This window comes from Longispora fulva, from assembly GCF_015751905.1.
Taxonomy (GTDB): domain Bacteria; phylum Actinomycetota; class Actinomycetes; order Mycobacteriales; family Micromonosporaceae; genus Longispora; species Longispora fulva.
In genome coordinates this window covers 5,667,955-5,693,744 of sequence record NZ_JADOUF010000001.1, presented here as the reverse complement: position 1 = coordinate 5,693,744, position 25,790 = coordinate 5,667,955, and the positions used below count along the sequence as shown (strand labels likewise).

Annotated in this window: 18 protein-coding genes; 11 read left to right on the top strand and 7 right to left on the bottom strand. The window is 70.7% G+C overall.

The annotated features are described in order from the left end of the window. Positions 1-61: 61 nt before the first annotated feature. A complete protein-coding gene (eccCa, locus tag IW245_RS25650) occupies positions 62-4,018 on the bottom strand; it encodes a type VII secretion protein EccCa (protein ID WP_197005718.1) in 3,957 nt (1,318 codons plus the stop codon). A gap of 86 nt (positions 4,019-4,104) precedes the next feature. Between eccCa and eccD the strand changes: the two genes are divergently transcribed. After that, on the top strand, positions 4,105-5,487 hold the full coding sequence (eccD, locus tag IW245_RS25645; protein WP_197005717.1) for a type VII secretion integral membrane protein EccD: 1,383 nt from the start codon (positions 4,105-4,107) through the stop codon (positions 5,485-5,487). 252 nt (positions 5,488-5,739) lie between these two features. Here the strand turns inward: eccD and IW245_RS41775 are convergent, their stop codons facing one another. Together IW245_RS41775 and IW245_RS25635 are read right to left on the bottom strand one after the other, a co-directional pair. Next, positions 5,740-7,677 carry a glycosyl hydrolase family 18 protein gene (locus tag IW245_RS41775; protein WP_197005716.1) on the bottom strand — a complete coding sequence of 646 codons (1,938 nt, stop codon included), beginning with the start codon at positions 7,675-7,677 and terminating at the stop codon, positions 5,740-5,742. Between the two features lie 129 nt (positions 7,678-7,806). Further along, complete coding sequence (locus IW245_RS25635) at positions 7,807-9,462, bottom strand: dolichyl-phosphate-mannose--protein mannosyltransferase (protein WP_197005715.1); 1,656 nt, start codon at positions 9,460-9,462, stop codon at positions 7,807-7,809. On the opposite strand from IW245_RS25635, the gene rsmI reads away from it, so the two are divergent. From rsmI to IW245_RS25615, 4 genes are all read left to right on the top strand, one after another. Then, complete coding sequence (gene rsmI / locus IW245_RS25630; RefSeq protein ID WP_197005714.1) at positions 9,368-10,204, top strand: 16S rRNA (cytidine(1402)-2'-O)-methyltransferase; 837 nt, start codon at positions 9,368-9,370, stop codon at positions 10,202-10,204. The two genes, IW245_RS25635 and rsmI, sit on opposite strands and share 95 nt — an antisense overlap. 68 nt (positions 10,205-10,272) lie before the next feature. After that, a complete protein-coding gene (locus tag IW245_RS25625) occupies positions 10,273-12,909 on the top strand; it encodes a PKD domain-containing protein (protein ID WP_197005713.1) in 2,637 nt (878 codons plus the stop codon). A 164-nt stretch (positions 12,910-13,073) separates the two neighbouring features. After that, positions 13,074-15,719, top strand: a complete 2,646-nt coding sequence (locus tag IW245_RS25620; protein WP_197005712.1) for a right-handed parallel beta-helix repeat-containing protein — start codon at positions 13,074-13,076, stop codon at positions 15,717-15,719. Positions 15,720-15,861: 142 nt separating this feature from the next. Then, entirely contained in the window at positions 15,862-18,507 is a 2,646-nt protein-coding gene (locus IW245_RS25615) for a PKD domain-containing protein (RefSeq protein ID WP_197005711.1), read from the top strand. Positions 18,508-18,565: 58 nt separating this feature from the next. Here the strand turns inward: IW245_RS25615 and IW245_RS25610 are convergent, their stop codons facing one another. Together IW245_RS25610 and IW245_RS25605 are read right to left on the bottom strand one after the other, a co-directional pair. Next, positions 18,566-18,877, bottom strand: coding sequence for a hypothetical protein (locus IW245_RS25610; protein WP_197005710.1), 312 nt, complete (start codon positions 18,875-18,877; stop codon positions 18,566-18,568). Further along, positions 18,865-19,152, bottom strand: coding sequence for a hypothetical protein (locus IW245_RS25605; protein ID WP_197005709.1), 288 nt, complete (start codon positions 19,150-19,152; stop codon positions 18,865-18,867). Before IW245_RS25605 ends, IW245_RS25610 begins: the two co-directional genes overlap by 13 nt. A 239-nt stretch (positions 19,153-19,391) precedes the next feature. On the opposite strand from IW245_RS25605, the gene IW245_RS25600 reads away from it, so the two are divergent. Genes IW245_RS25600 through IW245_RS41770 form a run of 4 tightly spaced genes read left to right on the top strand, consistent with a single transcriptional unit; the run spans position 19,392 to position 21,445 of the window. Then, positions 19,392-20,585: a helix-turn-helix domain-containing protein gene (locus tag IW245_RS25600; RefSeq protein WP_197005708.1), complete on the top strand. Its 1,194-nt coding sequence runs from the start codon at positions 19,392-19,394 to the stop codon at positions 20,583-20,585. Beyond that, positions 20,563-20,862 (top strand): hypothetical protein, encoded by a 300-nt coding sequence (locus IW245_RS25595; protein ID WP_197005707.1) that lies wholly within the window; start codon positions 20,563-20,565, stop codon positions 20,860-20,862. The genes IW245_RS25600 and IW245_RS25595 overlap by 23 nt, the downstream gene beginning before the upstream one ends. Before the next feature lie 42 nt (positions 20,863-20,904). After that, positions 20,905-21,273, top strand: a complete 369-nt coding sequence (locus IW245_RS25590; protein ID WP_197005706.1) for a hypothetical protein — start codon at positions 20,905-20,907, stop codon at positions 21,271-21,273. 37 nt (positions 21,274-21,310) lie between these two features. Then, positions 21,311-21,445: a hypothetical protein gene (locus IW245_RS41770; protein ID WP_267920011.1), complete on the top strand. Its 135-nt coding sequence runs from the start codon at positions 21,311-21,313 to the stop codon at positions 21,443-21,445. Between the two features lie 90 nt (positions 21,446-21,535). Here the strand turns inward: IW245_RS41770 and IW245_RS42350 are convergent, their stop codons facing one another. After that, entirely contained in the window at positions 21,536-21,955 is a 420-nt protein-coding gene (locus IW245_RS42350) for a DUF2795 domain-containing protein (RefSeq protein WP_197005705.1), read from the bottom strand. Positions 21,956-21,991: 36 nt separating this feature from the next. After that, the gene (locus IW245_RS25580) at positions 21,992-22,645 is read right to left on the bottom strand and encodes a hypothetical protein (protein WP_197005704.1); all 654 of its coding nucleotides are present in this window, start codon (positions 22,643-22,645) and stop codon (positions 21,992-21,994) included. Positions 22,646-22,735: 90 nt separating this feature from the next. On the opposite strand from IW245_RS25580, the gene metG reads away from it, so the two are divergent. Both metG and IW245_RS25570 read left to right on the top strand, forming a co-directional pair. Next, entirely contained in the window at positions 22,736-24,502 is a 1,767-nt protein-coding gene (gene metG, locus IW245_RS25575; protein WP_197005703.1) for a methionine--tRNA ligase, read from the top strand. A 125-nt stretch (positions 24,503-24,627) separates the two neighbouring features. Then, a complete protein-coding gene (locus IW245_RS25570) occupies positions 24,628-25,788 on the top strand; it encodes a hypothetical protein (RefSeq protein WP_197005702.1) in 1,161 nt (386 codons plus the stop codon). The last annotated feature ends 2 nt before the right edge of the window (positions 25,789-25,790 follow it).

The window sequence follows — 25,790 nt, the reverse complement described above, 5'->3', positions numbered from 1 at the left end:
CGGGAACCCCTCAGCCTTCGCCTCCCCGCCCTCAGCGGGCCAAGATGTCTAGATCAAAACCTTACGAGGGGTCGGACCACGCTGTCTGGATCAGGTTCGCGCCGTCGCGGCGGCGGATCAGCGTGCCCCGGCCCGGGGGCAGCTGGCTCGGCTTCAGGTTGCCGAACAGCGCGCCCTCGTCCCGGTTGCCCGACATCATCAGCCCCGGGCAGTCCAGCTCGCGGAGCCGCTGGATCACCGGGTCGTACAGCGCGCGGCTCGCGCCGCCCATCCGGCGGGTGATGATCAGGTGCAGCCCGAGGTCGCGGGCCTGCGGCAGGTACTCCGACAGGAGCGTCAACGGGTTGCCGCCGGCCCCGGCGACCAGGTCGTAGTCGTCGACGAGCAGGTAGACGTCCGGCCCGTGCCACCAGCTGCGGTCGCGCAACTGGTGCGGGGTGACGTCCGGGCCGGGCAGCCGGTCGGCCATCGCGGCCCTGACCGAGCCGAGGATGTCGGTCAGGGCGGTGCCCGACGGCGCGTACCCCAGAAGGTGGTCGGGGTTGAACTGGCCGAGCAGGGACCGCCGGTAGTCGGCGACGATGAGCCGCGCCCGCTCCGGCGGGTACTGCCGGGTGACGGTCTGCCCGATCAGGCGCAGCAGGCTGCTCTTGCCGCACTCGGCGTCGCCGAACACGATCAGGTGCGGTTCGGCGGCCATGTCGAGCAGCACCGGGGCGAGCGCCGTCTCGTTGATCCCGATCGGGATGCCCTCCCCGGCCCGCGCGGTCGGCAGCTCGGAGACGTGCAGCCGCTCCGGGAGCAGCCGGACCTTGGGGGCCGTCCGGCCGGGCCACGCCGCCCGGACAGCCGCGACCAGGCCCGCCACGCCGTCGGCCAGGTCGTCGACGGCCCTTCTGCCGTCCATCCGCGGAATCGCCGTCAGGAAGTGCAGCTTCTCCTTCGTCACGCCGCGGCCGGGGGAGCGCTCGGGCACGTTCGCCGCGGCCCGGCGGTCCAGCTCCGACTCGCCGGGGTCGCCGAGCCGCAGCTCGACCTTCGTGCCGAACAGGTCGCGCATCGCGAGGCGCACCTCGGCCCACCGGGTGGCGGTGAGCACCAGGTGCACGCCGAAGCCGAGGCCCCGGCCGCCGAGGTTGGCGAAGGTCTGCTCGAAGTTCTCGTACTCCTGCTTGAACGCGCCCCAGCCGTCCACCACCAGGAACACGTCCCCGAACGGGTCGTCGGCGAACTCGCCGGCGTCGCGCCGCCGCCGGTACGTGGCCATCGAGTCGACGCCCGCCGCCGTGAACCGGGCCTCCCGCGCGTCGAGCAGCGAGGTGACCTCCGCGATCGTCCGCCGGATGCCGTCGACGTCCACCCGGGTGGACACCCCGCTGACGTGCGGCAGGTCCCGCAACGTCGTCAGGGTGCCGCCGCCGAAGTCGACGCAGTAGAACTGGGCCTCGCGCGGGGTGTGCGTCAACGCCAGCGAGACCAGCAGCGACCGCAGCATCGTGGACTTGCCCGACTGCGGTCCGCCGACGATGACCACGTGGCCGCCCGCGCCGTCCAACTCCAGGCACATCGGGTCGCGGCGCTGCTCGAACGGCTTGTCCACGATGCCGACCGGCACGGCGAGCCGGGGCGTCCGCTCCGCCGGGGCCAGGCCGCGCAGCGGGTCGGCGACCAGCGGCGGGAGCAGCTCGGCGATCGTCGGCGGCTCCGACAGCGGCGGCAGCCACACCTGGTGGGCTGGCGGGCCCTGGCCACGCAACCGGTCCACGATCACGTCGAGCATGGACGTCTCCTTGCCGTGCGCCGCCACCGCCTCGAACGGCGCCGGCACGTCGGCCGGCGGGTCGGGGACGGGCACGTAGGCCACGTCGTACGGCACGATCCGGCGGTGCAGCTGGGTGTGCGACCGGGCCCGCGCGCCGGCCGGCCGGTACGGCCCCGACACGTACGCGCCGCGGAAACGGTGCATCGTCGTCGTGTCGGACTTCAGGTAGCCGTGGCCGGGGGCGTTGGGCAGCTCGTACGCGTCGTTGACGCCGAGGACGATCCGGGACTCCACGGCGGAGAAGGTCCGCAGCCCGATCCGGTACGACAGGTACGTGTCCAGGCCGCGCAGCTTGCCCTCCTCCAACCGCTGGGAGGCCAGCAGCAGGTGCACGCCGATCGACCGGCCGATCCGTCCGATCTGGACGAACAGGTCGATGAAGTCGGGCTTGGCCGCGAGCATCTCGGAGAACTCGTCGCAGATCATCAACAGGGTCGGCAGCGGGGCGAGGGGCTCACCGGCGAGGCGGGCCTTCTCGTACTCGTACCGGGAGACGTAGTTGCCGGCCGAGCGCAGCAGCTCCTGCCGCCGGGTCATCTCGCCGGCGATGGCGTCGTGCATGCGGTCGACCATCGCCAACTCGTCGGACAGGTTGGTGATCACGGCGCTGGTGTGCGGCAGCACGTCCAGCGACGCGAACGTCGCACCGCCCTTGAAGTCGACGAGGACGAAGTTGACCTCCTCGGACGAGTGGTTGATCGCGAGCGCCGCCACGATCGTGCGCAGCAGCTCCGACTTGCCGGATCCGGTGGCGCCGATGATCAGGCCGTGCGGGCCCATGCCCTCCTGCGCTGCCTCCTTGATGTCCAGGTCGACCGGGACGCCGTCGGGGCCCACGCCGAGCGGGATCCGCAGCTTCTCGCGGTTCGGCCTGGGATGCCAGCTCCGGCGCGGATCGACCTTGGCCGCGTCGGCCACGCCGAGCAGGTCCGGCAGCTCGGTCGCCACGTTCAGCGCCTCGTCCCCCCGCCCGCCGGCGGTCTGGAACGACAGCCGGTACGGCGCGAGCTGTCGGGCCAGGCCCTCCGCCTGGGCCAGCGTCATCCGGTCCGGGACGCCCAGCGGGATGACCCGCTCGCCCCGCACCCCCTGCACCGAGGCCGCCGTCACGTCCAGCGGCAGCAGGCCGGGCCAGCCGTGCCGGGGGGTGGCCCCCGACAGGTCCAGCACCGTCGTGCCCTTCAGGCCCCGGCCGGCCAGGTGGCAGCTCGGCGGGGAGTCCCCGCCGTCGAGGACGACGACGAGATGCGGTTGGGTCGTGATCGGCTTCTGGTCCGGCGCGTGCCGCGGCCGGCCGGACACCTCGTCGCCGAACAGGTCCTCCAGCTCCTCCAGGCTGCTGAACACCGTCCGCAGCGGGCCGGCGGCGTCGCCGCGACCCTCGTGCAGCGCGTGCGGCAGCCACTTCACCCACGACCACTCGGCGACCCGCTGGGTGTTGGTCACGACGGCGATCCGCAGGTCCTCCGGCGAGTGGAACGTCGCCAGCTGGCACAGCATCGACCGGACCAGGTCCATCGAGACCGCGCGCTCGCCCCGGAACACCAGCCGGCTGAACGACCGGACCGACAGCGCCATCGGCACGTCCGGCACCGTCGCGTGGGTGCGGACGAACCGGCGCAACGCGATCGCGCTCATCGGCTCCAGGTCCTCGACCGGTCTGGTCTCCGGCGTGACCAGCTGGACGGCGAGCTTCTGCGGGCCCACCGCCACCCTGGTCTCGCCGAAGTCGCTGTCCGTGGCCCGGCGCTCCCAAAGCCGCGAGGACGCGGCGATCGACCACAGGGAATCCGGCTCCGGCTGGCGCCACCGCAGGGCCTCACGCTGCTGGGTACTGGCCTTGCGGGCCCGCTTGCGCATCTGGGCCAGGTAGCGCATGTAGTCGCGCCGGGCATGGTTGAGCGCGGCCCTGCTCTCCCCGCCGCCACTCGTGAACTGGCTCATGCCCATGCCCAGCATCGAGATGCCGAACAGGCCGCCGGTGATCCACGGGATGGCGGAGTTGCCGCCGCCCCTGCCCGCGTACATGAACATCATCGCGCCCATGCCGGCGAGCATCGGCAGGATCATCAGGATCTGGCCGAGCCCCTTCTGACTGGGCGCCGGCAGGTCCGGCGGGGCCTCGAGCACCAGCTCCCCGCGCGGGATCTGCGGCCCGGCCTGCCGCGCCGGTCTACGGAACAGGACGGTCCCCATGCCACCTCCTCGGACTTGGACATACTAGGTACTCTCGGCAAGTCAGGCCGACGGACGGGAGTGCGCGCGGAATGGAGTGGGGATCGATGGCGGTCACGGCGGGGCTGTGTCGCATCACCGTCAAGGCTCCGAATTCCCGGCTGGACGTCTCGCTGCCCGGTGACGTCCCGTTCGCGGACATGCTGCCCACCCTGCTGCGGTACGCGGGATCGGACCTCGCCGACGACGGCTCCTCCCAGGGCGGCTGGGTGCTGTCCCGGCTCGGCGGCGACGTGCTCGACAGCGGCCGCACGGCGACCCAACTGGAGCTGCGCGACGGGGAGATCCTCTACCTGACGCCACGTTCCCAGGTCGCCCCGGACTATGTGTACGACGACGCGGTCGACGCCGTCGCCAGCGCCACAGTGGACCGGTCCGGCCGGTGGCGGCTCCCGCACACCCGCGGCTACGCGGTCTGCCTGGGCGTCGCGGCCCTCGCCGGCGGGCTGCTCGTCCTGCTGTTCTCCGGCGCGACGCTGGTGGCCGGCGCGGTCGGCCTCGGGCTGGGCGTGCTGCTCCTCGTGCTCGCGGCCGCGCTGTCCCGCGCCGTGGGGGACAGCGTGGTGGGCGCGGTGTGCGGCCTGGTCGCCGCCGGGTACGGCGCGGTGGGCGGCCTGCTGCTCCTCGCCCCGTCCGTCGGCGGGCTCACCGCGCTCAACGCCCTGGTCGGCGCGGCGGCCATGGTGCTGTTCGTGCTCCTCGCCGCGATCGCGGTCGGGGACGTCGCGCCGGTGTTCGCCGGAGCGGGGATCGTCGCTGTCATGTTTCTGACCGGCGCGCTGGCCGGGGTGCTGTTCGGCGGGGTCACCGCCGCCGGGGGTGCCGCCATGGTGGCCGCGATCCTGGTGCTCGCGTTGCCGTCGCTGCCGATGAACGCGTACCGGCTCGCGAGGCTGCCCGTGCCGTCCGTCCCGACCGGGCCGGCGGACCTGCGCGACGACACCGGCACCGTGGACGGCGCGCGGGTCCGCCGGGGCGCGGACTCCGCCGACCGGTACCTGGCGGGGCTGCTCGGCGGGGTCGCCGCCACCGGCCTCGGCGTCCTCTGCCTGGTGGTGCTCGGCGGCGGCCCGCCCGGCGTGCTGCTCGGCCTCGTGGTGTCCCTGGTGCTGCTCACCCAGTCGCGGGTGTTCCCCGGCTGGGCGCAGCGGGTGCCCTTGCTGGTCGCCGGCGCGGTCGGGCTGGGGCTGGTCGCGGTGGCCACGTTCGCGGCGGCTTCGGTGCAGCTCCGGCTCGCCGGGGTCCTGGTCGGGCTGCTGGTCGTCGCCGGGGTCAGCCTGGGGTACGGGCTCGGCGTCGCCGGACGGCGGATCTCCCCGGTGTGGGGCCGGGTCCTGGACGTCGTCGAGATCCTGTTGATCCTGGCCGTGGTGCCGCTCGCCGCGTGGGTCTGGGGCCTCTACTCCTGGATCCTGGCCATCAGGGGCTGACCACCAGGGGAGGCGACCGGGGCGGGCCATCGGTTGGCGCCTCCACCCGCACCCGGTCCGTCGAGCGCCGGGCACACCCGGGGCCCCACTCTCGACTCCTCTGTGTATCACGGACCACCACCCGCCGTCATCTGCCGAGCGTCCGGGCCCGGACGGCAGTGGCCCCCGGGACGGATCCCGGGAGCCACCTCGCACGTCATGCCACGCGCGCCACACACCACCGTGAGGGACCGGCGGCGCGGGTCAGATCACCTAGCTGTTGCAGACGCCCAGGTCCTCCCACACGGCCGCCGAGCCGGGGGTCTCGCCCTGCGTCCACCACTTCGCCCGGTACTTCTTCCCGGTGTAGGACACCAGCGCCCCACCCGAGTAGGCGGTGGCCGAGTTCCAGGCCTCAGCGGTGCAGGTGCCGGGCGGGGCGGTCGTCGCCGGCCCGCAGGCCCCGACGTTCTCCCACACGGCCGCGACGCCGGGGGTCTCGCCCTGGGTCCACCACTTGGCCTTCCAGATCCGGCCGTTGTACGACGCCTGCTGCCCGCCGGTGTAGACGGTCGCGGCGTTCCACGCGGCCACCGAGCAGGTCGGGGGCTGGGTCGTGGGCGGCTGGCTGGTCGGGGGAGCCGACGTCGGCGGCTTGCTGGTGGGCGGCGCGCTCGTCGGGGGCTGGCTCGTCGGAGGAGCGCTCGTCGGCGGCTTGCTGGTCGGCGGCGCCGTGGTCGGGGCCACGCAGCCCGGGGTGGAGCCGTTGATCGCGCTGACGGCCTCGTTGAAGAGGGTCATGCCGGCGTCGAGGGACTCCATCGAGTACATCATGCCGCCGGCCAGGCCCTGGCAGTGCGCGTAGTCGGCCTTGGCGTGCACGGACTGCTTGGAGTCGCCGCCCCAGAAGACGTTGCCGTCGTAGAAGTACGCGCTCTGCGAGGCCGGGTCCCAGAAGGTCTTCGACGGGTTGTCGACGAAGCCGCTGAGTTCCTTGTAGTAGGCCACGCCGGCGACGCTGCCGGACAGCGGGCCGCCCGGGGCCGGGCCGGTCGCGGTCTGGTAGAGCCCGTTCTTGCCGTTGTTGGGGACGCCGGTCCAGCCGCGGTAGTAGAACGGGTACCCGATGGTGAGCTTGTTCGCCGGGAAGCCGCCGGGGATGCCGTATGCGGGGAGACCTGTGGTCCACGCCTTGACCGCGGTGTCGGTCGAGTACTTCAGGTTGCCCGGCGGGACCGGGTTCATCGGGTCGTTCGGGGCCTCGTACACCGGGGACTGGTTGTTGGTCGGCCCGGTGGCCTCCCAGCCGCCGTGCATGTCGTAGGTCATCAGGTTGGAGTAGTCCAGGTACGCGCCGATCTTGTCGGTCTCGATGTACGCGATCTTGTCCTGGCCGGCCGGGGTCGCGGCGGTCAGCCACATCTTCTTGCCGCCGTTGGCCGCGCCGAACGCGTCGAGCTGGGTGCGCAGCTCCTTCAACAACAGGGTGTAGTTCGCCTTGTCGGCCGGGCTGGTGTGGTTGCCCAGGTGCCCGCCCGGCGAACCCGGGTACTCCCAGTCGATGTCGATGCCGTCGAAGATGCCGGCGGCGGTGCCCGGGCCGCCGTAGCCGCCGTCGGCGGGCACGTTGCCCTTCATGAACATGTCGATACAGGAGGTGACGAACTTCTTCCGGGACGCGTCGGTGGCCGCCACGTCGGAGAAGTACTTCGAGTACGTCCAGCCGCCGATCGAGATCAGGATCTTCATGTTCGGGTTCTTGGCCTTGAGCTTCTTCAACTGGTTGAAGTTGCCGGCCAGGGGCTGGTTCCAGGTGTCGGCGACGCCGTCGACGCTGATGTCGGCGCCGTAGCTCTTGCCGTAGTCGGCGAACGAGTCCCCGGCGCCGTCCCCGGCGCTGGGGTTGTTCTCGTCCTGCGACGCCGCCTTGTTGGCCTCGAAACAGGTGAGGTTCGTCGGGTGGATGTTGGCGAACGCGTAGTTCATGAAGTCGATCTTGGCTGCGGCACCCGAGGTCTGCATGTTCTTCGGGTAGAAGCCGTTCAGGTAGATGCCCCACTGGGTGAAGTACGCGAACTTCACTCCACCACTGGTCGGGGCCGCTGCGGCCGGAGCCGCCGAGGGGACGGTGCTGGCGAGTGCGGCGGCCGCCCCGAGGGGGAGGGCGAGGGTTGCCGCAACCGCAACAGCGAGCCGCTGATGAAGTTTCATGTGCCGGTCCCTAACTGTTAAGAAACCTAAGTATTGAAAGGTATACACGTATCCCTATGTCGAGGCAATGAAAGTGGCACGAAAAAGCGCGCCGCCCCTCAAGGGGACGACGCGCTGCCTATCGTGGAGCTACACCCAGTGATTACCGAGCCACATCCGGGCCCACCAGGACGCGTACGTGATCAACCGTCCGGTGTAGATCGGATAGAAGTACGCGAAACATATCGCCACCAGGCCCACGTAACCGCCGGCCACAATGGCGCCGACCGTGCGTCTCGTCGCGGTCGCCGCGCCCGATCCGACGATCGCGCCGAGCACGAACGTGACGGCCAGAATGAGGAACGGCTCGCTCGGGGCGGCGTAGAAGTAGAACATCGTCCGGTTGCCGAAGAAGAGCCACGGGACGATGCCCAGCAGGCCGCCGGCGACGATCGGCCACGCCCGCCAGTCGCGCCGGCTGATCCCCAGGTAGATCACGCCCAACAGGGCCGGAACGAAGGACCACCACAGCAGAGGGGTACCGAGCAGCAGCACCTCCGACGAGCATTGCGCCGCCCCGCACCCCGGGTCGCCCGAGTAGTGGAACGCCACCGGCCGGCTCAGCAGCAGCCACTGCATGGGCCACGACTGGTAGGGGTGTGAGGCCTCCAGTCCGGTGTGGAAGTCCAGCGCCGCCCGGTGGTACTGGTACAGGTTGTACAGCGCGCCGACGAACGGCCAGTCCGACTCCGACTTGCCCTGCGAGGCCATCCAGTGCCGGTCGTACGCGTTGTCGCTGCTCAGCCAGCCGGTCCACGAGGCCACGTACACCGTCATGGTGACGACCGTGTAGGTCGCGGCCCAGGCGATCCCGGACAGCAGGCCCTCGACCAGCGGCTGCTTCTCGCCGCCGGAGCGCCGGGCGCTCACCTCCCAGCACACGATCATGATGACGAACGCGACCGCGAACCACACCGCGCTCCACTTGGTCGCCAGCGCGCAGCCCAGCAGCACGGCGCTGCCGATCCGCCACCAGGCGATCTGGAACGCCGGCCGCTTCCTGCCGGCCTCCAGCGCCGCCACCCACCGGGCCCGGCGCTGGTCGCGGTCCGCCACCAGGCACGCGAACGACGCCACTACGAACGTGAGCAGGAAGATGTCCAGCAGCGCCGTCCTGGCCAGCACGAACTGGAACCCGTCGAGCGTCATCAGCAGCCCGGCCGCGCAACCCAGCACCGTCGAGCCGAACATCCGCCGGGCCAGCCGGGTGATCACCACGACGGCGGCGACCCCGGCGACCACCGAGGCGATCCGCCAGCCGAACTCGTCGTCGCCGAACAGCTTCTCACCGATCGCGATGCACCACTTGCCGAGCGGCGGGTGCACCACGAACGCCGGGGAGTTGTTCTTGTCGTCCCACTCGAAGCCGTGTTCGAGGAGGCTGTGGGCGTCCGTGGCGTAGTACACCTCGTCGAAGATCTTGCCTCTCGGGGTGGTCAGCCCCACGAGGCGGAGCACGGCGGCGACGAGCGCCACCGCCGCCGTCCAGACCCACGAGATCGGGTCGCGGGGGATCAGCGGGGTAAGACGCCTGCGGACGGCCTCAGGCAGAGCCTGTTCGTCGGCGGGGGGCGTCGTCTCGGTCACTGCCACCGCACGATCGTAGGCTGTGGGTGGGGCCGTTGGGGAGTACAACAGCAGGGGGTTACGGGTGAATGGTCGACTTGTCCTGGTTGGCGCGCCGCTAGGGAACACGGGGGACGCGTCGCCACGGTTGGCCGACGCCCTCGCGCACGCTGATGTCATCGCCGCGGAGGACACCCGCAGGCTGCTCAGGCTGGCCAAGGATCTCGGGGTGGAACTCAAGGCGAAGATCATTTCGTACTTCGAGGGCAACGAGGAGTTGCGCACCCCCGACCTGACCGCGGCCATGGTCGCAGGCCAGACTGTGGCCCTCGTCACCGACGGCGGCATGCCGAGCGTGTCCGACCCGGGATACCGCCTGGTCAGGGCCGCCATCGACGCCGGCATCCCGGTGACGGTGGCCCCCGGGCCGAGCGCGGTGACCACCGCCCTGGCGGTGTCCGGGCTGCCGTGCGACCGGTTCTGCTTCGAGGGCTTCCTGCCCCGCAAGATGGCCGAGCGGCGCGCGGTGGTCGGCAAGCTCGCCACCGAGGAGCGCACCCTCGTCTTCTTCGAGTCGACCCACCGGATCTCCGGGGCGCTGCGCGACCTGGCCGGGGCGTTCGGCGCGGACCGCCAGGCAGCCGTGTGCCGGGAGCTGACGAAGACCTATGAGGAGGTACGCCGCGGCACGCTCGGCGAGCTGGCCACCTGGGCGGAGCAGAACGGCCCGCGCGGCGAGATCACCCTCGTGGTGTCCGGGTTCGTGGGCTCGACCGGCCGGCCCTCGGACGAGGAGCTGCTGGCGATGGTGGCCGAGCGGGTCGCGTCGGGAACGTCCAAGCGGGACGCCGCCGCCGAGGTGGCCTCGCTGCACGGCCTGTCCCGGCGCGAGGTCTACAACCTGGTGGTCAGCGCGGGCTGAGGAAGCCGGCGGTTTTCGGTAGGGTGACGGGCACTCGCCTCGATCCCCTACCACCCAGGGATGCCCTCGTGCGTAGAACATCGTCGATCTGCACGGTCCTGGCCGCGCTCGTCGCGGGGGTGGGCCTCACGGCCGTGCCCGCCAGCGCCGCCCCCGCCGACCTCTTCGTCAACAACACCGTCTCCTGCTCGGACTCGGGCCCCGGCAGCCAGGCCCAGCCGTTGTGCACCCTGGCGGCCGCGGCGGCCGTCGTGAACCCCGGCCAGACGGTCCTGACCACCGGAACCTTCAACGAGCGGTTCACGATCGCGCGGTCCGGCACCCCGGGCAGCCCGATCACGTTCCGCAACGCCAGCCCGGACGTCGAGAAGTACACCGCCCTGGTCGGCAACAACGCCGGGATCACGATCGACGGCCAGCACGACGTGTCGGTCGTCGGGTTCCGGATCACCATGGTCGTCGGCCCCGACCCCATCCTGGCGATCAACCAGTCGGCCAGGGTCACCGTCGACCGGGTGATGATCCCCGGGCTCAACGCCGGCTCGGTGCCGGGGGTCAGGCTGACGGCCGTCACCGACTCCACCCTGCGCAACGTGCAGACCTTCCGCGACCTGGCGCCGGCGATCAGCCTGGACGCCGCGACCAGTGGCGTCGTGGTGACCTCCGCCTACCTGTCCACGCCGGGCCCGAAGCACTCGGCCGGCATCGAGGTGTACGGCTCCCACAACTCCGTCGTGCGCAGCGCGGTCACCGGCGCGGCCGGCACCGGGATCCTGGTCGGCGCCACCGCCACGGACACCGTCGTCGCCGGCAACCTCGTCGGCTCCAGCCGCGGCCTGGGCATCCACAACGCCGGGGCGACCGGCACCGCGATCACCAACAACACCGCCTACGACAACTGCTCGACCGGCATCCGGGTGTCCGGCGCGTCCACCGGCGTCTCGGTGCAGAACAACGTCGTCTACGGCAACGGCGGCCCGGCCACCCCGCCGTGCGACCCGGCGCTCGTCGAGAAGGTCGGCCTCGGCGTGTACGGCGCGGCGGTCTCCGGGACCACCGTCGACTACAACACGGTGCGCGCGTCCCCGAACAACCCGCCGTACGCGTGGACGAACCCGGTGGCCTCGCTGACGGCGTTCCGGGCGGCATCGGGCCAGGGCGCCCACGACCTGGACTCCGCCGACGGCAGTGTCAACGTCGACTCCGGCAACGCCGCCGCGCCGGGCCGGCTGCCGGTCGACTACTACGGCTACGCGCCCGAGGACGACCCCGACGTCCCCAACACCGGGGCCGGCGCGGTCAGCTATGTCGACCGGGGCGCCCGGGAGCGGATCTTCGGGCCGAGCGCGCTGTTCACCGCGGCGGGGCGGACCGGTCGCGTGGTCGCCGTCGACGCGTCCGCCTCGGTCGCGGGGTGGGTGCCGATCGCCACGTACACCTTCGACTTCGGCGACGGCACCGTGGTCACGCAGCCCGGGCCGGTCGCGAGCCACACGTACACCCGGTCGGCGCAGTTCCAGATCACCGTCACCGTGCAGGACATCAACGGCCTGACCAGCACCCTGACCAGGAGCCACACGCCCGGCGACGGCTACGTCCCCGTCGGGCCGGTCCGGGTGCTCGACACCCGCGCGGCGATCGGCACGGCCGGCACCACCCCCGTCGCCCCCGGCGGCACCCTCACCCTGGACCTCGCCGACCACAACGGGGTGCCGGCCGACGTGACCTCCGTGACCATGAACGTCACGGTCACCGGGTCGACCAGCAGCGGTTTCCTGTCGGTGTACCCGCACTCCGGCACCCTGCCCGACTCCTCCAACCTGAACTGGGTCGCGGGCCAGACCGTCCCGAACCTGGTGGTCGCCTCCGTCACCGCCGGCAAGGTCGACATCCACAACTCGAGCATCGGCGCGGTGCACGTGGTCGCCGACCTGGTCGGTTACCACTCGCCCGGGGTCGGGGGCTCGTTCCGGCCCCTCGGCCCGGTGCGGGCGCTGGACACCCGGGAGGCGGCCGGCGCCCCGGTGGCACCCGGCGGCACCCTGACCCTGCAGGTCGCCGGCCAGAACAGGGTGCCGGCCACCGGGGTGACCGCCGTGACCATGAACGTTACGGTGACCGGGCCGACCGCCAACGGCTTCCTCACGGTGTACCCGGACGGCCAGACCATGCCGAACGCCTCCAACCTGAACTGGACCCCAGGCCTCACCGTGCCGAACCTGGTCGTGGTGCCGGTCGTCAACGGCAAGGTCGCGTTCCACAACACCAGCCCGGGCACCGTGCACCTGGTAGCGGACATCGTGGGCTACCACACCGGCGGCGTGGGCGACGTCTTCCACCCGCGCGGCCCGTACCGGATGCTCGACACCCGCAGCGCGATCGGCACCTACCCGAACGGCCCCGGACCGGTGTCGCCCGGCGGCTGGATCGACCTGAACCTCAGCCACCTGACCTACGAGGGCGCCACCGCCGCGATCCTCAACGTCACGGTCACGGAACCGACCCGGGACGGTTTCCTCACGGTCACCGGTGACTTCGGGCAGCCGAAGCCGAACGCGTCGAACCTGAACTGGCGTCCGGGTCAGACGGTGCCGAACCTGGTGGTGGTCCCGTTGAATCCGGCGAACGGCACGGCCCGGTTCTACAACACCAGCCCGGGCACGGTGCACGTCGTGGCAGACCTGGTGGGCTTCTACGGCAGCTGAACCGCTCCCTCGGGGAGGTCCTGCTGGGCCTCCCCTGTGGTGGGTCCACGCGTCGGCCGGTGTCCGGATGCCGATGCCGGGACGCGCGTGCCCCCACGGCCTGCGGGAAATTCTGTAGGGTGACGGCGCACTCGGCTCACCCCTACTCCTCAGGGACGTTTTCCGTGCGTAGATCCGTGTCCTTCGGCACCGTGGTAGCCGCGCTCCTCGCGGGGGTGGGCGCGACCGCTGCCCCGGCGTACGCCGCGCCCGCCGACCTCTTCGTCAACAACGCCGTCGTCTGCTCGGATGCCGGCCCCGGCAGCCAGGCCCAGCCGTTCTGCACCCTGTCGGCCGGTGCGGCGGCCGTGACCGCCGGGCAGACCGTCCGCGTCACCGGCAGTTACGCCGAGCACCTCACGATCGCGAAGTCCGGCACGGCCGGCAGCCCGGTGACCTTCCGCCCGGCCACCGACGGCGACACTTCGTTGGTGCAGCTTACCGGCACCAGCGCCGGGATCACCGTCTCCGGGCAGCACGACGTCACGATCCTCGGCTTCCAGATCCAGGGCGCGCCGGCGGGTCCGGCCGTGAACGTCGTGAACTCCACCCGGATGACCATCGAGCGCGTCGAGCTCCTGCCGCTCGACTCCGGCTCGGCCGCCGCCTGGGCCGGCGTGCGCCTGGCGTCCGTGACGGACTCGGCGCTCAACAAGATCCGGGTGTTCCGCGACGTGAACCCCGCGATCACCCTGGACGCCGCGACCAGCGGTGTCGTGGTGACCTCCGCGTACATCGCGGTGAGCAACACCGCCCGGCACCCGGGCGGCATCGAGGTCCTCGGGCCGCACAACACCGTGGTCCGCAGCGCGATGCTCAGGCCGGTCGGCACCGGCATCCTGGTCGCCGCCGAGGCCACGGGCACCGTTCTGGCCAGCAATATCATCAGCACCGCTGGCGGCACGGGCATCGACAACTCCGGGGCCAGCGGCACGGCCATCGCCAACAACAACGTGGCCAACCCGTGCGGGGCAGGCATCCGGGTGTCCGGCGCGTCCAGCGGCGTGTCCGTGCAGAACAACTTCGTCTACGGCTACGGCGGGAACTCGACCACCTGCGCCAACGGGATCACGGGCGTCGGAGTGGGCGTGTACGACGCCGCAGTGTCCGGCACCACGGTCGACTACAACACCGTGCGGCCGAATCCGGGCAAGTCCCCGTACGCCTGGACCACCCCTGTCGCTTCGCTCGCCGCGTTCCGGGCTGCCTCGAGCCAGGGTGCCCACGACCTGGACTCGACCGACGTCAACGCGAACGTCGATTCCGGCAACGCCGCCGCCCCGGGCAGGCAACTCGACTACTACGGAAAGTCCCCGGTGGACGATCCCGAGGTGCCCAACACGGGCAGCGGCCCGGTCACGTACGCCGACCGGGGCGCGCGGGAGCTGACCATGGCGCCCTCGGCCGAGCTCACCATCACCCAGAAGCCGGGCGGCGAGGTCACCGTCGACGCGTCCACCTCGCGGCCGGGCTGGCTGCCGATCACGTCGTACACCTTCGATTTCGTCGATGGGACCGTCGTCACCCAGGCCACTCCGGTCGCGCACCACACCTACGCCGACCGGGGTCTGCACCAGGTCGAGGTCACGGTGAAGGACGACAACGGTGATCAGGGCATTCAGGTGAAGGGCTTCGTGAACGGCGACGGGTACGTCCCGGTCAGCCCGGTCCGGGTGCTCGACACCCGGGCGAAGATCGGCGTCGGCACCACGACCCCGGTCGAGCCGGGCGGCACGGTGACCCTGCAGGTCGCAGGCAGCAACGGACTACCGGCCACCGGGGTGACGTCCGTGACCATGAACGTCACAGTGACCGAGCCGACGGCCAACGGCTTCCTCACGGTGTACCCGAACGGCCAGTTTCTGCCGAACGCCTCCAACCTGAACTGGACCCCGGGCCTGACGGCGCCGAATCTGGTCGTGGTGTCGGTCGTGAACGGCAAGGTGGACTTCCACAACACAAGCTCCGGCACGGTGCACGTGGTCGCGGACCTCGTGGGCTACCACAGCGCGGTCGGCGGCAGTGTCTTCGTCCCGCTGGGCCCGGTCCGGGTGCTCGACACCCGGGCGAAGATCGGAGTCGACACCACGACCCCCATCGCCCCGGGCGGCACCCTGACCCTGCCGGCCCTCGGTGGCAACGGCGTGCCGGCCACCGGCGTGACCTCGGTCACCATGAACGTCACGGTCACCGACCCGACGGCCAACGGCTTCCTCACGGTGTACCCGGACGGCCAGGCCCTGCCCAACGCCTCCAACCTGAACTGGACCCCCGGCCTGACCGCACCGAACCTGGTGGTTGTGCCGGTGGTCAACGGGAAGGTCGCGTTCCACAACACCAGCCCCGGCACCGTGCACGTCGTCGCCGACCTCGTCGGCTACCACACCACCGGCGCCGGCAGCGTGTTCCACGACCGTTCGCCGTTCCGGGTGCTGGACACCCGGAGCGGGATCGGCGCGGACGCCAACACCCCGGTGTGGCCCGGTGGCTGGCTCGACCTGAACCTCATGAGCATGGCCCGGGAGGGCGCGACCGCCGTCATCCTCAACGTCACGGTGACCGAGCCGAAGGCGTCCGGTTTCCTCACGGTCACGGGCGACTTCGGCCACGAGAAGCCGAACGCCTCGAACCTGAACTGGCGTCCCGGTCAGACGGTGCCGAACCTGGTTGTCGTCCCGCTGAACCCGGTGAACGGCACGGCCAGGTTCTACAACACCAGCTCCGGCAGCGTCCACGTCGTCGCCGACGTCGTGGGCTACTACGGCAACTGAACCACTCGTTCGGGGAGGTCCTGCGGGACCTCCCCGAACCCGTGTCCGGGTGCCGTGAGACCTGCGTGCCCCCATGGCGCGCGGGAAACTCTGTAGGGTGACGGCGCACTCGGCCCACCCCTACTCCTCAGGGACGTTTTCCGTGCGTAGACCCGTTTCCTTCGGCACAATCCTGGTCGCGCTCCTCGCGGGGGTGGGCGCGACCGCCTCCCCGGCGCACGCCGCCACGACCGAACTCTTCGTCAACAACACCGTCTCCTGTTCGGATGCCGGCCCGGGCAGCGCGGCCCAGCCGTTCTGCACCCTGTCGGCCAGTGCGGCGGCCGTGACCGCCGGGCAGACCGTCCGCGTCACCGGCAGCTATGCCGAGCACCTCACGATCGGGAAGTCCGGCACGGCCGGCAGTCCGGTGACCTTCCGCCCGGCCGTCGACGGCGACACGTCGTGGGTGGCGCTGACCGGCACCAACGCCGGGATCACCGTCTCCGGCCAGCACGACGTCACGATCATCGGTTTCCAGATCCAGGGCGTTCCGACGGGTACGACCGTGGACGTCGCGAACTCCACCCGGGTGACCATCGAGCGGATCGAACTCGCGGCGCTCGACTCCGGCGTCTCGGCTGCCGCCACCGCCGGCGTCCGGCTGGCGTCCGTGACGGATTCGGCACTCCGCAGCATCCGGATCAAACGCGACGTGCGCCCGGCGATCGCCATGGACGCCGCGACCAGCGGCGTCGTGGTGACCTCCGCGTACGTCCGGGTGAACGACGGCAGCCTGCACCCAGGCGGCATCGAGATCCTCGGCCCGCACAATTCCGTCGTCCGCAGCGTGGTCTACTACTCGGTCGACACCGGCATCCTGGTCGGCGCAGGGGCCACAGGCACCGTGCTGGCCAGTGACTATGTCACCGGCGCGCTCGGCACGGCCATCGACAACGCCGGGGCCAGCGGCACCGCCATCACCAACAACAACGTGGCCAACCCGTGCTCGACCGGCATCCGGGTGTCCGGCGCGTCCACCGGCGTCTCAGTGCAGAACAACGTCGTCTACAGCAATGACGCGAACCCGAACGGCTGCGACCCGGCGGCCACGGGCGTCGGAGTGGGCGTGTACGACGCTGCGGTGTCCGGCACTACCGTCGACTACAACATCGTGGAGCCGCGCACGGGCAAGTCTCTGTACGCCTGGACGACCCCGGTGGCGTCGCTTGAGGCGTTCCGGGCGGTCTCGGGTCAGGGCGCCCACGACCTGGACTCGACCGACCCCGACGCGAGAATCGACTCCGGCAACTCCGCCGCCCCGGGCAGGCAACTCGACTACTTCGGAAAGTTCCCGGTGGACGACCCCGACGTGCCCAACACAGGCAGCGGCCCGATCACCTACGCCGACCGGGGCGCGCGGGAGCTGACCCGGACTCCCTCGGCCGTGCTCGCGCTCACTCAGAGGCCGGGTAGCGAGGTCACCGCCGACGCGTCCGGCTCGCGGCCGGGCTGGCTGCCGATCACGTCCTACACATTCGACTTCGGCGACGGCACTGTCGTCACCCAGGCCACCCCGGTCGCGCACCACACGTTCACGGTCCGGGGCGAGCACGCGGTCCAGTTGACGGTGAAGGACGACAACGGCGACCTGAACACCGGCGCGAAGAAGTTCATCACCGATGGCGACGGGTACGTCCCGGTCAGCCCGGTGCGGGTGCTCGACACCCGGGCGAAGATCGGGGTGGACACGACGACCCCGGTCGCGCCCGGCGGCACGGTGACTCTGCAGGTCGCCGGCGCCAACGGACTGCCTGCCGACGGCGTGACCTCGGTGACCATGAACGTCACCGTGACCGAGCCGACCGCGAACGGCTTCCTGTCGGTGTACCCGGACGGCCAGTCCCTGCCGAACGCGTCGAACCTGAACTGGACCCCGGGCCTCACCGTGCCGAACCTGGTCGTGGTGTCGGTCGTGAACGGCAAGGTGGACTTCCACAACACCAGCCCGGGCACGGTGCACGTCGTCGCGGACCTCGTGGGCTACCACAGCTCGGCCGGCGGCAGTGTTTTCGCCCCGCTCGGCCCGGTCCGGGTGCTCGACACCCGGGAGCGGATCGGGATCCCGACCACCACACCGATCGCCCCGGGCGGCACTCTGACCCTCCAGGTGACGGGCGGCAACGGGGTGCCGGCCACCGGCGTCACGGCCGTGACCATGAACGTGACGGTCACCCAACCGGCCGCGAACGGCTTCCTCACGGTGTACCCGGACGGGCAGGCCCTGCCGAACGCGTCCAACCTGAACTGGACCCCGGGCCTGACCGCACCGAACCTGGTCGTGGTGCCGGTGGTCAACGGCAAGGTGGCGTTCCACAACACCAGCCCGGGCACGGTGCATGTCGTCGCCGACCTCGTCGGCTACTACACCACCGCCGGCAACGGCGCGGTCTTCCACGCCCAATCGCCGTACCGGGCACTGGACACCCGGAGTGGGCCCAGCGGGAATCCGGTGGGGCCTGGCGATTTGTACGAACTGGGTGTCGGCGGCCTGTCCCCGGACGGCGCGACCGCTGTCGTCCTCAACGTCACGGTGACCGAGCCGAAGGACTTCGGCTTCCTGACTGTCACGGGCGACTTCAGGCAGGAGAAACCGAACGCGTCGAACCTGAACTGGCGCCCCGGCCAGACGGTGCCGAACCTGGTAGTGGTCCCTCTGAACCCGGAGAACGGTAGGGTCCGGTTCTACAACACCAGCTCCGGCAGCGTGCACATCGTGGCCGACGTGGTGGGCTTCTACAGTCGCTGAGCCACCCCATCGGGGAGGGTCCGCCTGGGCGGCGGACCCTCCCCGAACTCGTTCCCGGTCACATCAGGGCGAGCACGACCAGTGCTGCCGCGACGACGAGTACCCACGCCCACGCCTGGCTTCCCCGGGGCCGCCCGTGGTGGGTCCGCCTGACCAGGTGCCAGCTGCGCCGGTCCGCGCACCGGTCCGCGCACCGGTCGGCACGCCAGTCGCCGTTCCGGCCGCCGGACAGCTCCATGACCAGCGTGGCCTCGGCGTCGTCGAGCGCGACCATGCCCTCCCGGCAGCGCGGACAGCCCCCTCGCCAGGTGCGGGTACCGTCCCGGAGGACCGGCAGCTCCCGGGTCGGACCGGCAGTCACGACAGCCACGCGTTCTCCCCGATCAGCTCCGCGAACGCCGCACGGGTGTCCGCCCGGCCGAGATCCTGCGGCAGGTACCCGTGCAGCACCATCAGCCGGTCGACCCCCGCCCGGTTCATGACCGTCCGACAACCGGCGGGGCAGTCGGGCCCCGCGTCGAAGCCGAACCGCCCCTCGTCGTCCACGAACAACACGGCGTCCCCGTCGGCTGGCCCGTAACTGTCGAGAAAACTGACGATCCGCTCGCCCAACTCCTTGACCTGCGCCGGCGATGTCTTGAGCATGGTTTCAGCCCTTCGGGTCAGAGGGGGCAGGGCGAGAGCCGTCAGAAGCTCCCTGCCCCCTCGTCTGGAAATGGGTGAGCGAGCCCCCGCCGGCGCCTTGCTGTCACCTGCGGCTAAGGGCTGTCGGCGGTGCTGGACCCGGCCTGCCCGACCGACGGGGGACGCTCTGGACACAGCGTCATCCATGGGACACGATCGTTGAAGTATCTGACCGTATCCCCGGGTTTCCGTATGAGGTCATGAGCGATTCTCAGCCTGCAGTGGGCGCCATCTTGAAGGCCGCACGCGACGCGGCCGGTCTCAGCCTGTCCGAGATGGAGCGGCGGACCCACTTCACGAAGCCGTACCTGAGCAATGTCGAGAACGGCCGCAAGACCGCGACAATCGAGGTCGTGGAGGCCTACGAGAAGGTTCTCGGCTTCGAGGTGCCCGGAGACGCCATGGAACGCCGAACGCTGATTGCAGCTCTACCCGTTGGTCCGTTCGCGCCGTCGCTGTTGACCGAGGTGATCAGGAAGAGCCTCGTCTCAGGCCTGGGCGAGTCCGCCACGGTCGACGACTGGCAGGAGATCTGCGAGGCCCACGGCCGCGACTGCATGACGACTCCGCCTGCCGCCATGCTGGAGCGGTTGACCGGAGACCTCCTCGTCCTCCGGCATCAGCTGACCGACCGCGACAACGAAGAACTGCGGAGCGTCGCGGCACGCCTGGCGACGCTGATGGCGATGAGTGCCGCCAGCGCGGGTGACATCCGCGCGGCTCCTGGGTGGTATCGGACCGCCAAGAGAATGGCGGCGACGACCAGGGACGTCACGCTGATGGCCTGGATCAGGGGCAGGGAGGTGCTCCGCAGCGACTACGACGGGTACGGCACTCCTGGGTCGATCCTGAAGGCCGCCCAGCTGAGCGCCGGCATGACCGAAGGTCCCTCGGTCGGTCGGATGGAGATCATGGTGGCCGTGGCCAGGGCATACGCGAGGCTCGGAGAGCGGTCGAGTGCTCATGCCGCCTTGGCTGAGGCCCGCCGGGCTTATGAAAGGCTGACCGTCGTGGACGAGGCCGAGTCGATGTACTACCTGCCCGCGTGGCGCTATGCCCTGCGCGAGACATACGTCCACGCGGCTCTTGGAGACACGGTGACCGTCGACCGGGTGCTGGGCGAGGTTGCCGCCGCGCGGCCAGCCAACCTGACCCGGTGGGGTGTCCAGGTGGACCTCAACAGAGCACTCGCCCTCGGCCACAGTGGCGACTCCAGGAGCGCTGTCGACAGCGCTGTTCACGCCGTGGAACGGACCCCATCCGCGCAACACACCCAGACCATGCGGCAGCTCCTGGAAGGGATATGCTCCGCGATACCGGACGGTCGCCACGCTGATTCCGTGGCCCACCTGCGCAGGATTGGCGGTCTCGATGAGCATCCTTCCCGAGTTTGAGCACAGGGTCACCGCCCGCCTGACGGAACTCGGTGCGGCCGACCCCGAGGACCCTGCGCTCCGTGCTGTGGGCGGCAAGCTGGTGTTCGCCGAGACCGAGCTGCGCATCCTGCTCGGCAAGCTTCCTGGTGCCGACGCCCATGCCGCGCACCTCGACGCGCTCGCCGAGCGACACGCCCTCGACATGGCCGGGTTGATCCGGCAGCGGGTGGACGCGCTGGTCGCCGTGCGGAAGGTGATGACCTTCCCGCCCCGTCCTGCCCAGGACGTCGCATAACTCGGTCGCGTGGGAGTGGGGATTCGGCCGTAGTCTGTGGGCGTGACCGAGTCCGTGCCGGAATATGTCAACCTGGACCTGACCCCTGATCAGCTGCGTACGCTCCAGCGGCGCAACTACCTGCTCCTCCAGGTGGGCCAGGCAGCTCTTGGCCTCATCGGTCGCGAGATCGAGGGCATCGCGGTCGAACCGCGACCAGGCTCCATCGTGCTGCATGTCGCGGTCACCCGGGAGACACCCGAGGTGGTCGAGGATATCGACGACATCGTGTTCGAACTCGAGGCGTTTCTGGGCGGCGGGCCGGAGCAGAGTTCCCACATCGTCACCCGGATTCACGTCGGCAGCGCCGGGGAGGGCTGGGACGGCCGGAAGTTCGACCTCCTCTACCTGGCCAAGCCAGTGGACGTCTGACGATCACGACCTGCGTGCCCGTTCAGCGCTGGCGACCGTGGGTGGCGTCCGGTCGGTCCGGATCCGGGAGGACCTGTGCGGGGTCCGCAACGCGGCGGCCGCCCACGCCCACCGGCCGGAGATGCGCGAGCTGGCTCACGACATCGACCGGAGCCTGGCGCTGACCGCCTAGAGCCACCGGCCGGACCGGCCGACGCCGCCGGGTCGGGGACGTGGCGTAACCGTCGGATTTGGGTTTATGGTGCCACTCACCCAGAGGTGCTCACCCCCGTGCCCGGGGTTCCTCGACGCCGTGTCCGAGCGCGGACCACACCTCGCTGATGTTCTTGTAGGTGCCCGAGGGCAGCCGGGACAGCTCTTCCATGACGTTGTCGAGGGCCATGGCGTCCCGGGCCATCGCGCGAACCTGGTCGGCGTTGGCAGGGAACTCGCTGCGGCGCAGGTGGCGGGCCAGCTGGTGCCGGCCGCTGACGTCGGACTCGGTCATTCCGCGTGGTGCGGCGGCGGCCCTGGGGTCCCGGCCGTCCGGCTCGCCGAGGTCCGGGTCCCGCCACGCGGTCATCAGCTCGCGGGCTTCCACGGCGAGCTGCTGGTCCAGGTTCATTCCGTGCCTGTCGATCCCGTGCTCCATGGTTGCGACCTCCTTGTCGTGGGTCGTACCCAGGTTCAGGGTATTTCTCACGGCGTGAGTTCGTCTGGATATCCGAAACCCGGTCTTTTACCAGGTCAGGGCTAGGTTGCCCAGGAGGAGCAGGAGTGGGGCGCCCAGGCTGAGGGCCAGCACGGTGACCCGGGCCCGGCCGTGCAGGCGGAGTGCGCCGGTCGCCCAGGCGATGCCCGCGCCGCAGAGCAGCAGGAGTCCGAGGCCGATCGACCAGCGCAGGTGCAGGCCGGTGGTGTCGCCGGCGTACGCGAACTTGGACGTGTCGGACACCATGCGGGCGGTGAGCTGGTCGCCGGTGTGGTGTTCGTCGTCGGCGGCGCCGGCGAGCGCAGCCTTCTCGACGCTGAAGCCGGCGGCGGCGACGAACCGGCCCTCGCACCGGGCGGCGAGGCCGCTGCCGGCGCACTCGGTGACCGTGAGGGTGCCCTGGTCGCCGTGGCCGAGGGCGAGCCAGATCGGGTCGGCGCTGACCCAGGCGAAGAACGCCGCGCACAGGGCGAAGAGGACGAGCAGTGGGAGGCCGAGTGCCGGGCGGCGGCCGTCCTTCGGCGGCTTGATCCGGGCGCGGCGGGGCGGGGCCGCAGTGGTGCTGCTGTCGGGCCAGAAGGCGTGGTCGACCTCTGGCGGCTCGGGCGCGGACTCGGGACGCATCCGCTGGGCGGGCGGTGCCAGGGCTTCCGCGTCGTCACCTGCGGTTATTCCGGTCATAGACATATTTGACCATTGTCTACGCTTTTGTCGGGTGGGAACGCGGCGGCGTGTCGAAATTGGTTCCGGGCGACCAACTACTCTGCACGTATGAGTCACGTTCTCGCCGCGGTCGCCTGGCCCTACGCCAACGGCCCGCGCCACATCGGCCACGTTTCCGGCTTCGGCATCCCGTCCGACGTGTTCAGCCGGTACATGCGGATGGCCGGGCATGACGTTCTCATGGTCTCGGGCACCGACGAGCACGGCACGCCGATCCAGGTGCAGGCCGACGAGGAGGGGCTGACGCCGCGCGAGGCGGTGGACAAGTACAACAGGGTGATCGTCGAGGACCTGCACGCCCTCGGCCTGTCCTACGACCTGTTCACCCGGACCACGACCGGCAACCACTACGCCGTCGTGCAGGAGCTGTTCAACGCGCTCGACGCGAACGGCTACATCGTGTCCCAGGTGGCGATGGCCGCGATCTCGCCGTCGACCGGGCGCGGCCTGCCGGACCGGTACGTCGAGGGCACCTGCCCGATCTGCGGGTACGGCAGCGCGCGGGGCGACCAGTGCGACAACTGCGGCAACCAGCTCGACCCGGTGGACCTGATCAACCCGAAGTCGAAGATCAACGGGGAGACGCCGGAGTTCCGGGAGACCGAGCACTACTTCCTCGACCTGTCGGCGTTCGCCGACGCGCTGGGCCAGTGGCTGGACACCCGCGAGGGTTGGCGGCCGAACGTGCTGAAGTTCTCGAAGAACCTGGTCGAGGACCTGCGGCCCCGGGCGATCACCCGGGACCTGGAGTGGGGCGTGCCGATCCCGCGCGAGGGCTGGGACACCAAGCGGTTCTACGTCTGGTTCGACGCCGTGATCGGCTACCTGTCGGCGTCGATCGAGTGGGCCCGCCGCTCGGGCGACCCGGATGCCTGGCGCCAGTGGTGGCAGGGGGCCGACAAGAAGGCCTACTACTTCATGGGCAAGGACAACATCGTCTTCCACTCGCTGATCTGGCCGGCGATCCTGCTCGGCTACGACGGCAAGGGCGACAAGGGCGGCAAGCCGGGCGAGCTGGGCGAGCTGGGGCTGCCGACCGAGGTGGTGTCGAGTGAGTTCCTGACCATGGAGGGCCGGAAGTTCTCGTCCTCCCGCAAGATCGTGATCTACGTGCGCGACTTCCTGGAGCGCTACGACGCCGACGCCCTGCGGTACTTCATCGCCGTCGCCGGCCCGGAGACCAACGACACGGACTTCACCTGGACGGAGTTCCTCCGCCGCAACAACGACGAGCTGGTCGCAGGCTGGGGCAACCTGGTGAACCGGTCGGTGTCGATGGCGGCGAAGAACTTCGGCGCGGTGCCGACCCCGGGCGAGCTGACCGAGGACGACCGTGCGGTGCTGACGGTCGCGAAGGAAGCGTTCGCCACGGTCGGGAGTCTGATCGAGCACCACAAGCAGAAGGCCGCGATCGGCGAGGCGATGCGGGTGGTGGCTGAGGCGAACAAGTACCTGTCCGACCAGGCCCCGTGGAAGCTCAAGGAGGACAAGAGCCGGATGGGCACGGTCCTCTACGTCGCCCTCCAGGTGATCAACGACTGCAAGACGCTGCTGTCGCCGTTCCTGCCGCACTCCTCCCAGCAGGTGCACGAGCTGCTCGGCGGCGAGGGCGTGTTCGCCCCGATGCCGGAGATCCGGGTGGTGCCCGACCTCGACGGCGGGCCGGACTACCCGGTGCTGACCGGCGACTACGCGTTCCCGGCGTGGGAGTCCGCGCCGTTGGCGGCCGGGGTGCCGCTGACCGCGCCGACGCCGATCTTCAAGAAGCTCGACCCGTCCGTCGTGGACGAGGAGCTGGCCCGGCTGGCCGGCTGACCTGTCAATACACCGCCCGGCCCGTTCCACGGGTCGGGCCTGTGTTGTGGATAACGTGCGGCGGCGAGCGATTGTTTGCTTTCTGTTAACGCGCCGGTCCGGGGCCAGGCCCTAGGTTGGCGGGTATGACCCTGGTAGGTGAAGCTGCGCAGCGGACGGTGACGTTCGCGGGAAAGCAGTACCCTGCCGAGGAACTCGCCAGAGGAGCCGCGTACGAGCTCTACCTGGACGGTCCCGAACCCGGTGCGCTGCCCAACCCCCGACCGGGGGCCCGGCACCCGTTCCGGATGTTCGTGCACTCCTCGGAGGTACCGGGCGCCGAACCCTTCGACGCCCCCCTGACCATTCCGTTGTCCAGGACGATGAGCTGGGAGGGTGTCCAACGCCTCTCCCAGACCCCGGGTGGGGACGTGCGCGCCGTGCGCGAGTCCGCGACCATCAAGCCGGGTACCCGCATGATCAAGCCGTTGAGCACGTCCCAGGTCGGGGCCTACCTCCGCCAGGGCGCGCTCCCGCACGGCTGCTGCTACCGCGAGCACGACATCGCGCACCTGCGCACCCCCGCCGATCTGCGGTTCCTCGGGGTCGACGACGAGGACGCCGTCTACGCGCTGCGCTGGCGCGCCATCGGCCCCGAGGACTACGAGATCGCCCGGCTGCCCGGGGTGATGGAGCTGCCGCCGCACGAGCGGGTCGGCCCGCCGCTGCTCGGCACCGGTTTCGCGCCGAGCAACAAGCACCTGGTGCCCGAGTTCGTCACCGCGGACCTGGCGGAGCTGCCGCTGCCGGCGTTCAGTGAGTTGATCGCGTACCTGCCCGACGGCACCGAGGTGACCCTGTTCCACTTCGTGCCCGAGCAGAAGGCGTGGTCGCGGATGGCCGGGCCCCAGTGGCGCAGGCTGCTGGCCCCGATCGACGCCGACCAGGAGTTCATTCCGGTGCCGGACACGTTCGCCCGGCTCGTCGGGTGCTACCAGGGCGAGGTGCAGGAGGCCGTGGCCGACCCGCCGGGGGAGTACCGGCTGCTGGCCAAGACCCGGGCGGCGCGCTATCCGGTCGAGTCACTGGCCCGGCGGGACGTGCGCGGCAGGTGGCGGGGCGTGGACGTGCTGATCGTCGGGGCCGAGAACGACTGGCTCCGGGTCCGCCTGATCCGCCCCGATTCCGACTCGATCGTCCGGATCGGTGCCCGGCCGGCGGAGCGCTGCGTCTACGAGGCGTGGGCCCCCGGGAGTGAGCTGACCGACGTCCGGGAGCACCAGACTCCGTACCGCCTATCCTGGTAGGG

Bases quoted from the DNA above. Each gene is read 5' to 3' on its own strand.
- eccCa (WP_197005718.1), bottom strand. From the start codon at position 4,018: ATGGGGACCGTCCTGTTCCGTAGACCGGCGCGGCAGGCCGGGCCGCAG.
- eccD (WP_197005717.1), top strand. From the start codon at position 4,105: ATGGCGGTCACGGCGGGGCTGTGTCGCATCACCGTCAAGGCTCCGAAT.
- IW245_RS41775 (WP_197005716.1), bottom strand. From the start codon at position 7,677: ATGAAACTTCATCAGCGGCTCGCTGTTGCGGTTGCGGCAACCCTCGCC.
- IW245_RS25635 (WP_197005715.1), bottom strand. From the start codon at position 9,462: ATGACATCAGCGTGCGCGAGGGCGTCGGCCAACCGTGGCGACGCGTCC.
- IW245_RS25605 (WP_197005709.1), bottom strand. From the start codon at position 19,152: ATGCTCAAGACATCGCCGGCGCAGGTCAAGGAGTTGGGCGAGCGGATC.
- IW245_RS25600 (WP_197005708.1), top strand. From the start codon at position 19,392: ATGAGCGATTCTCAGCCTGCAGTGGGCGCCATCTTGAAGGCCGCACGC.
- IW245_RS25595 (WP_197005707.1), top strand. From the start codon at position 20,563: ATGAGCATCCTTCCCGAGTTTGAGCACAGGGTCACCGCCCGCCTGACG.
- IW245_RS25580 (WP_197005704.1), bottom strand. From the start codon at position 22,645: ATGACCGGAATAACCGCAGGTGACGACGCGGAAGCCCTGGCACCGCCC.
- metG (WP_197005703.1), top strand. From the start codon at position 22,736: ATGAGTCACGTTCTCGCCGCGGTCGCCTGGCCCTACGCCAACGGCCCG.
- IW245_RS25570 (WP_197005702.1), top strand. From the start codon at position 24,628: ATGACCCTGGTAGGTGAAGCTGCGCAGCGGACGGTGACGTTCGCGGGA.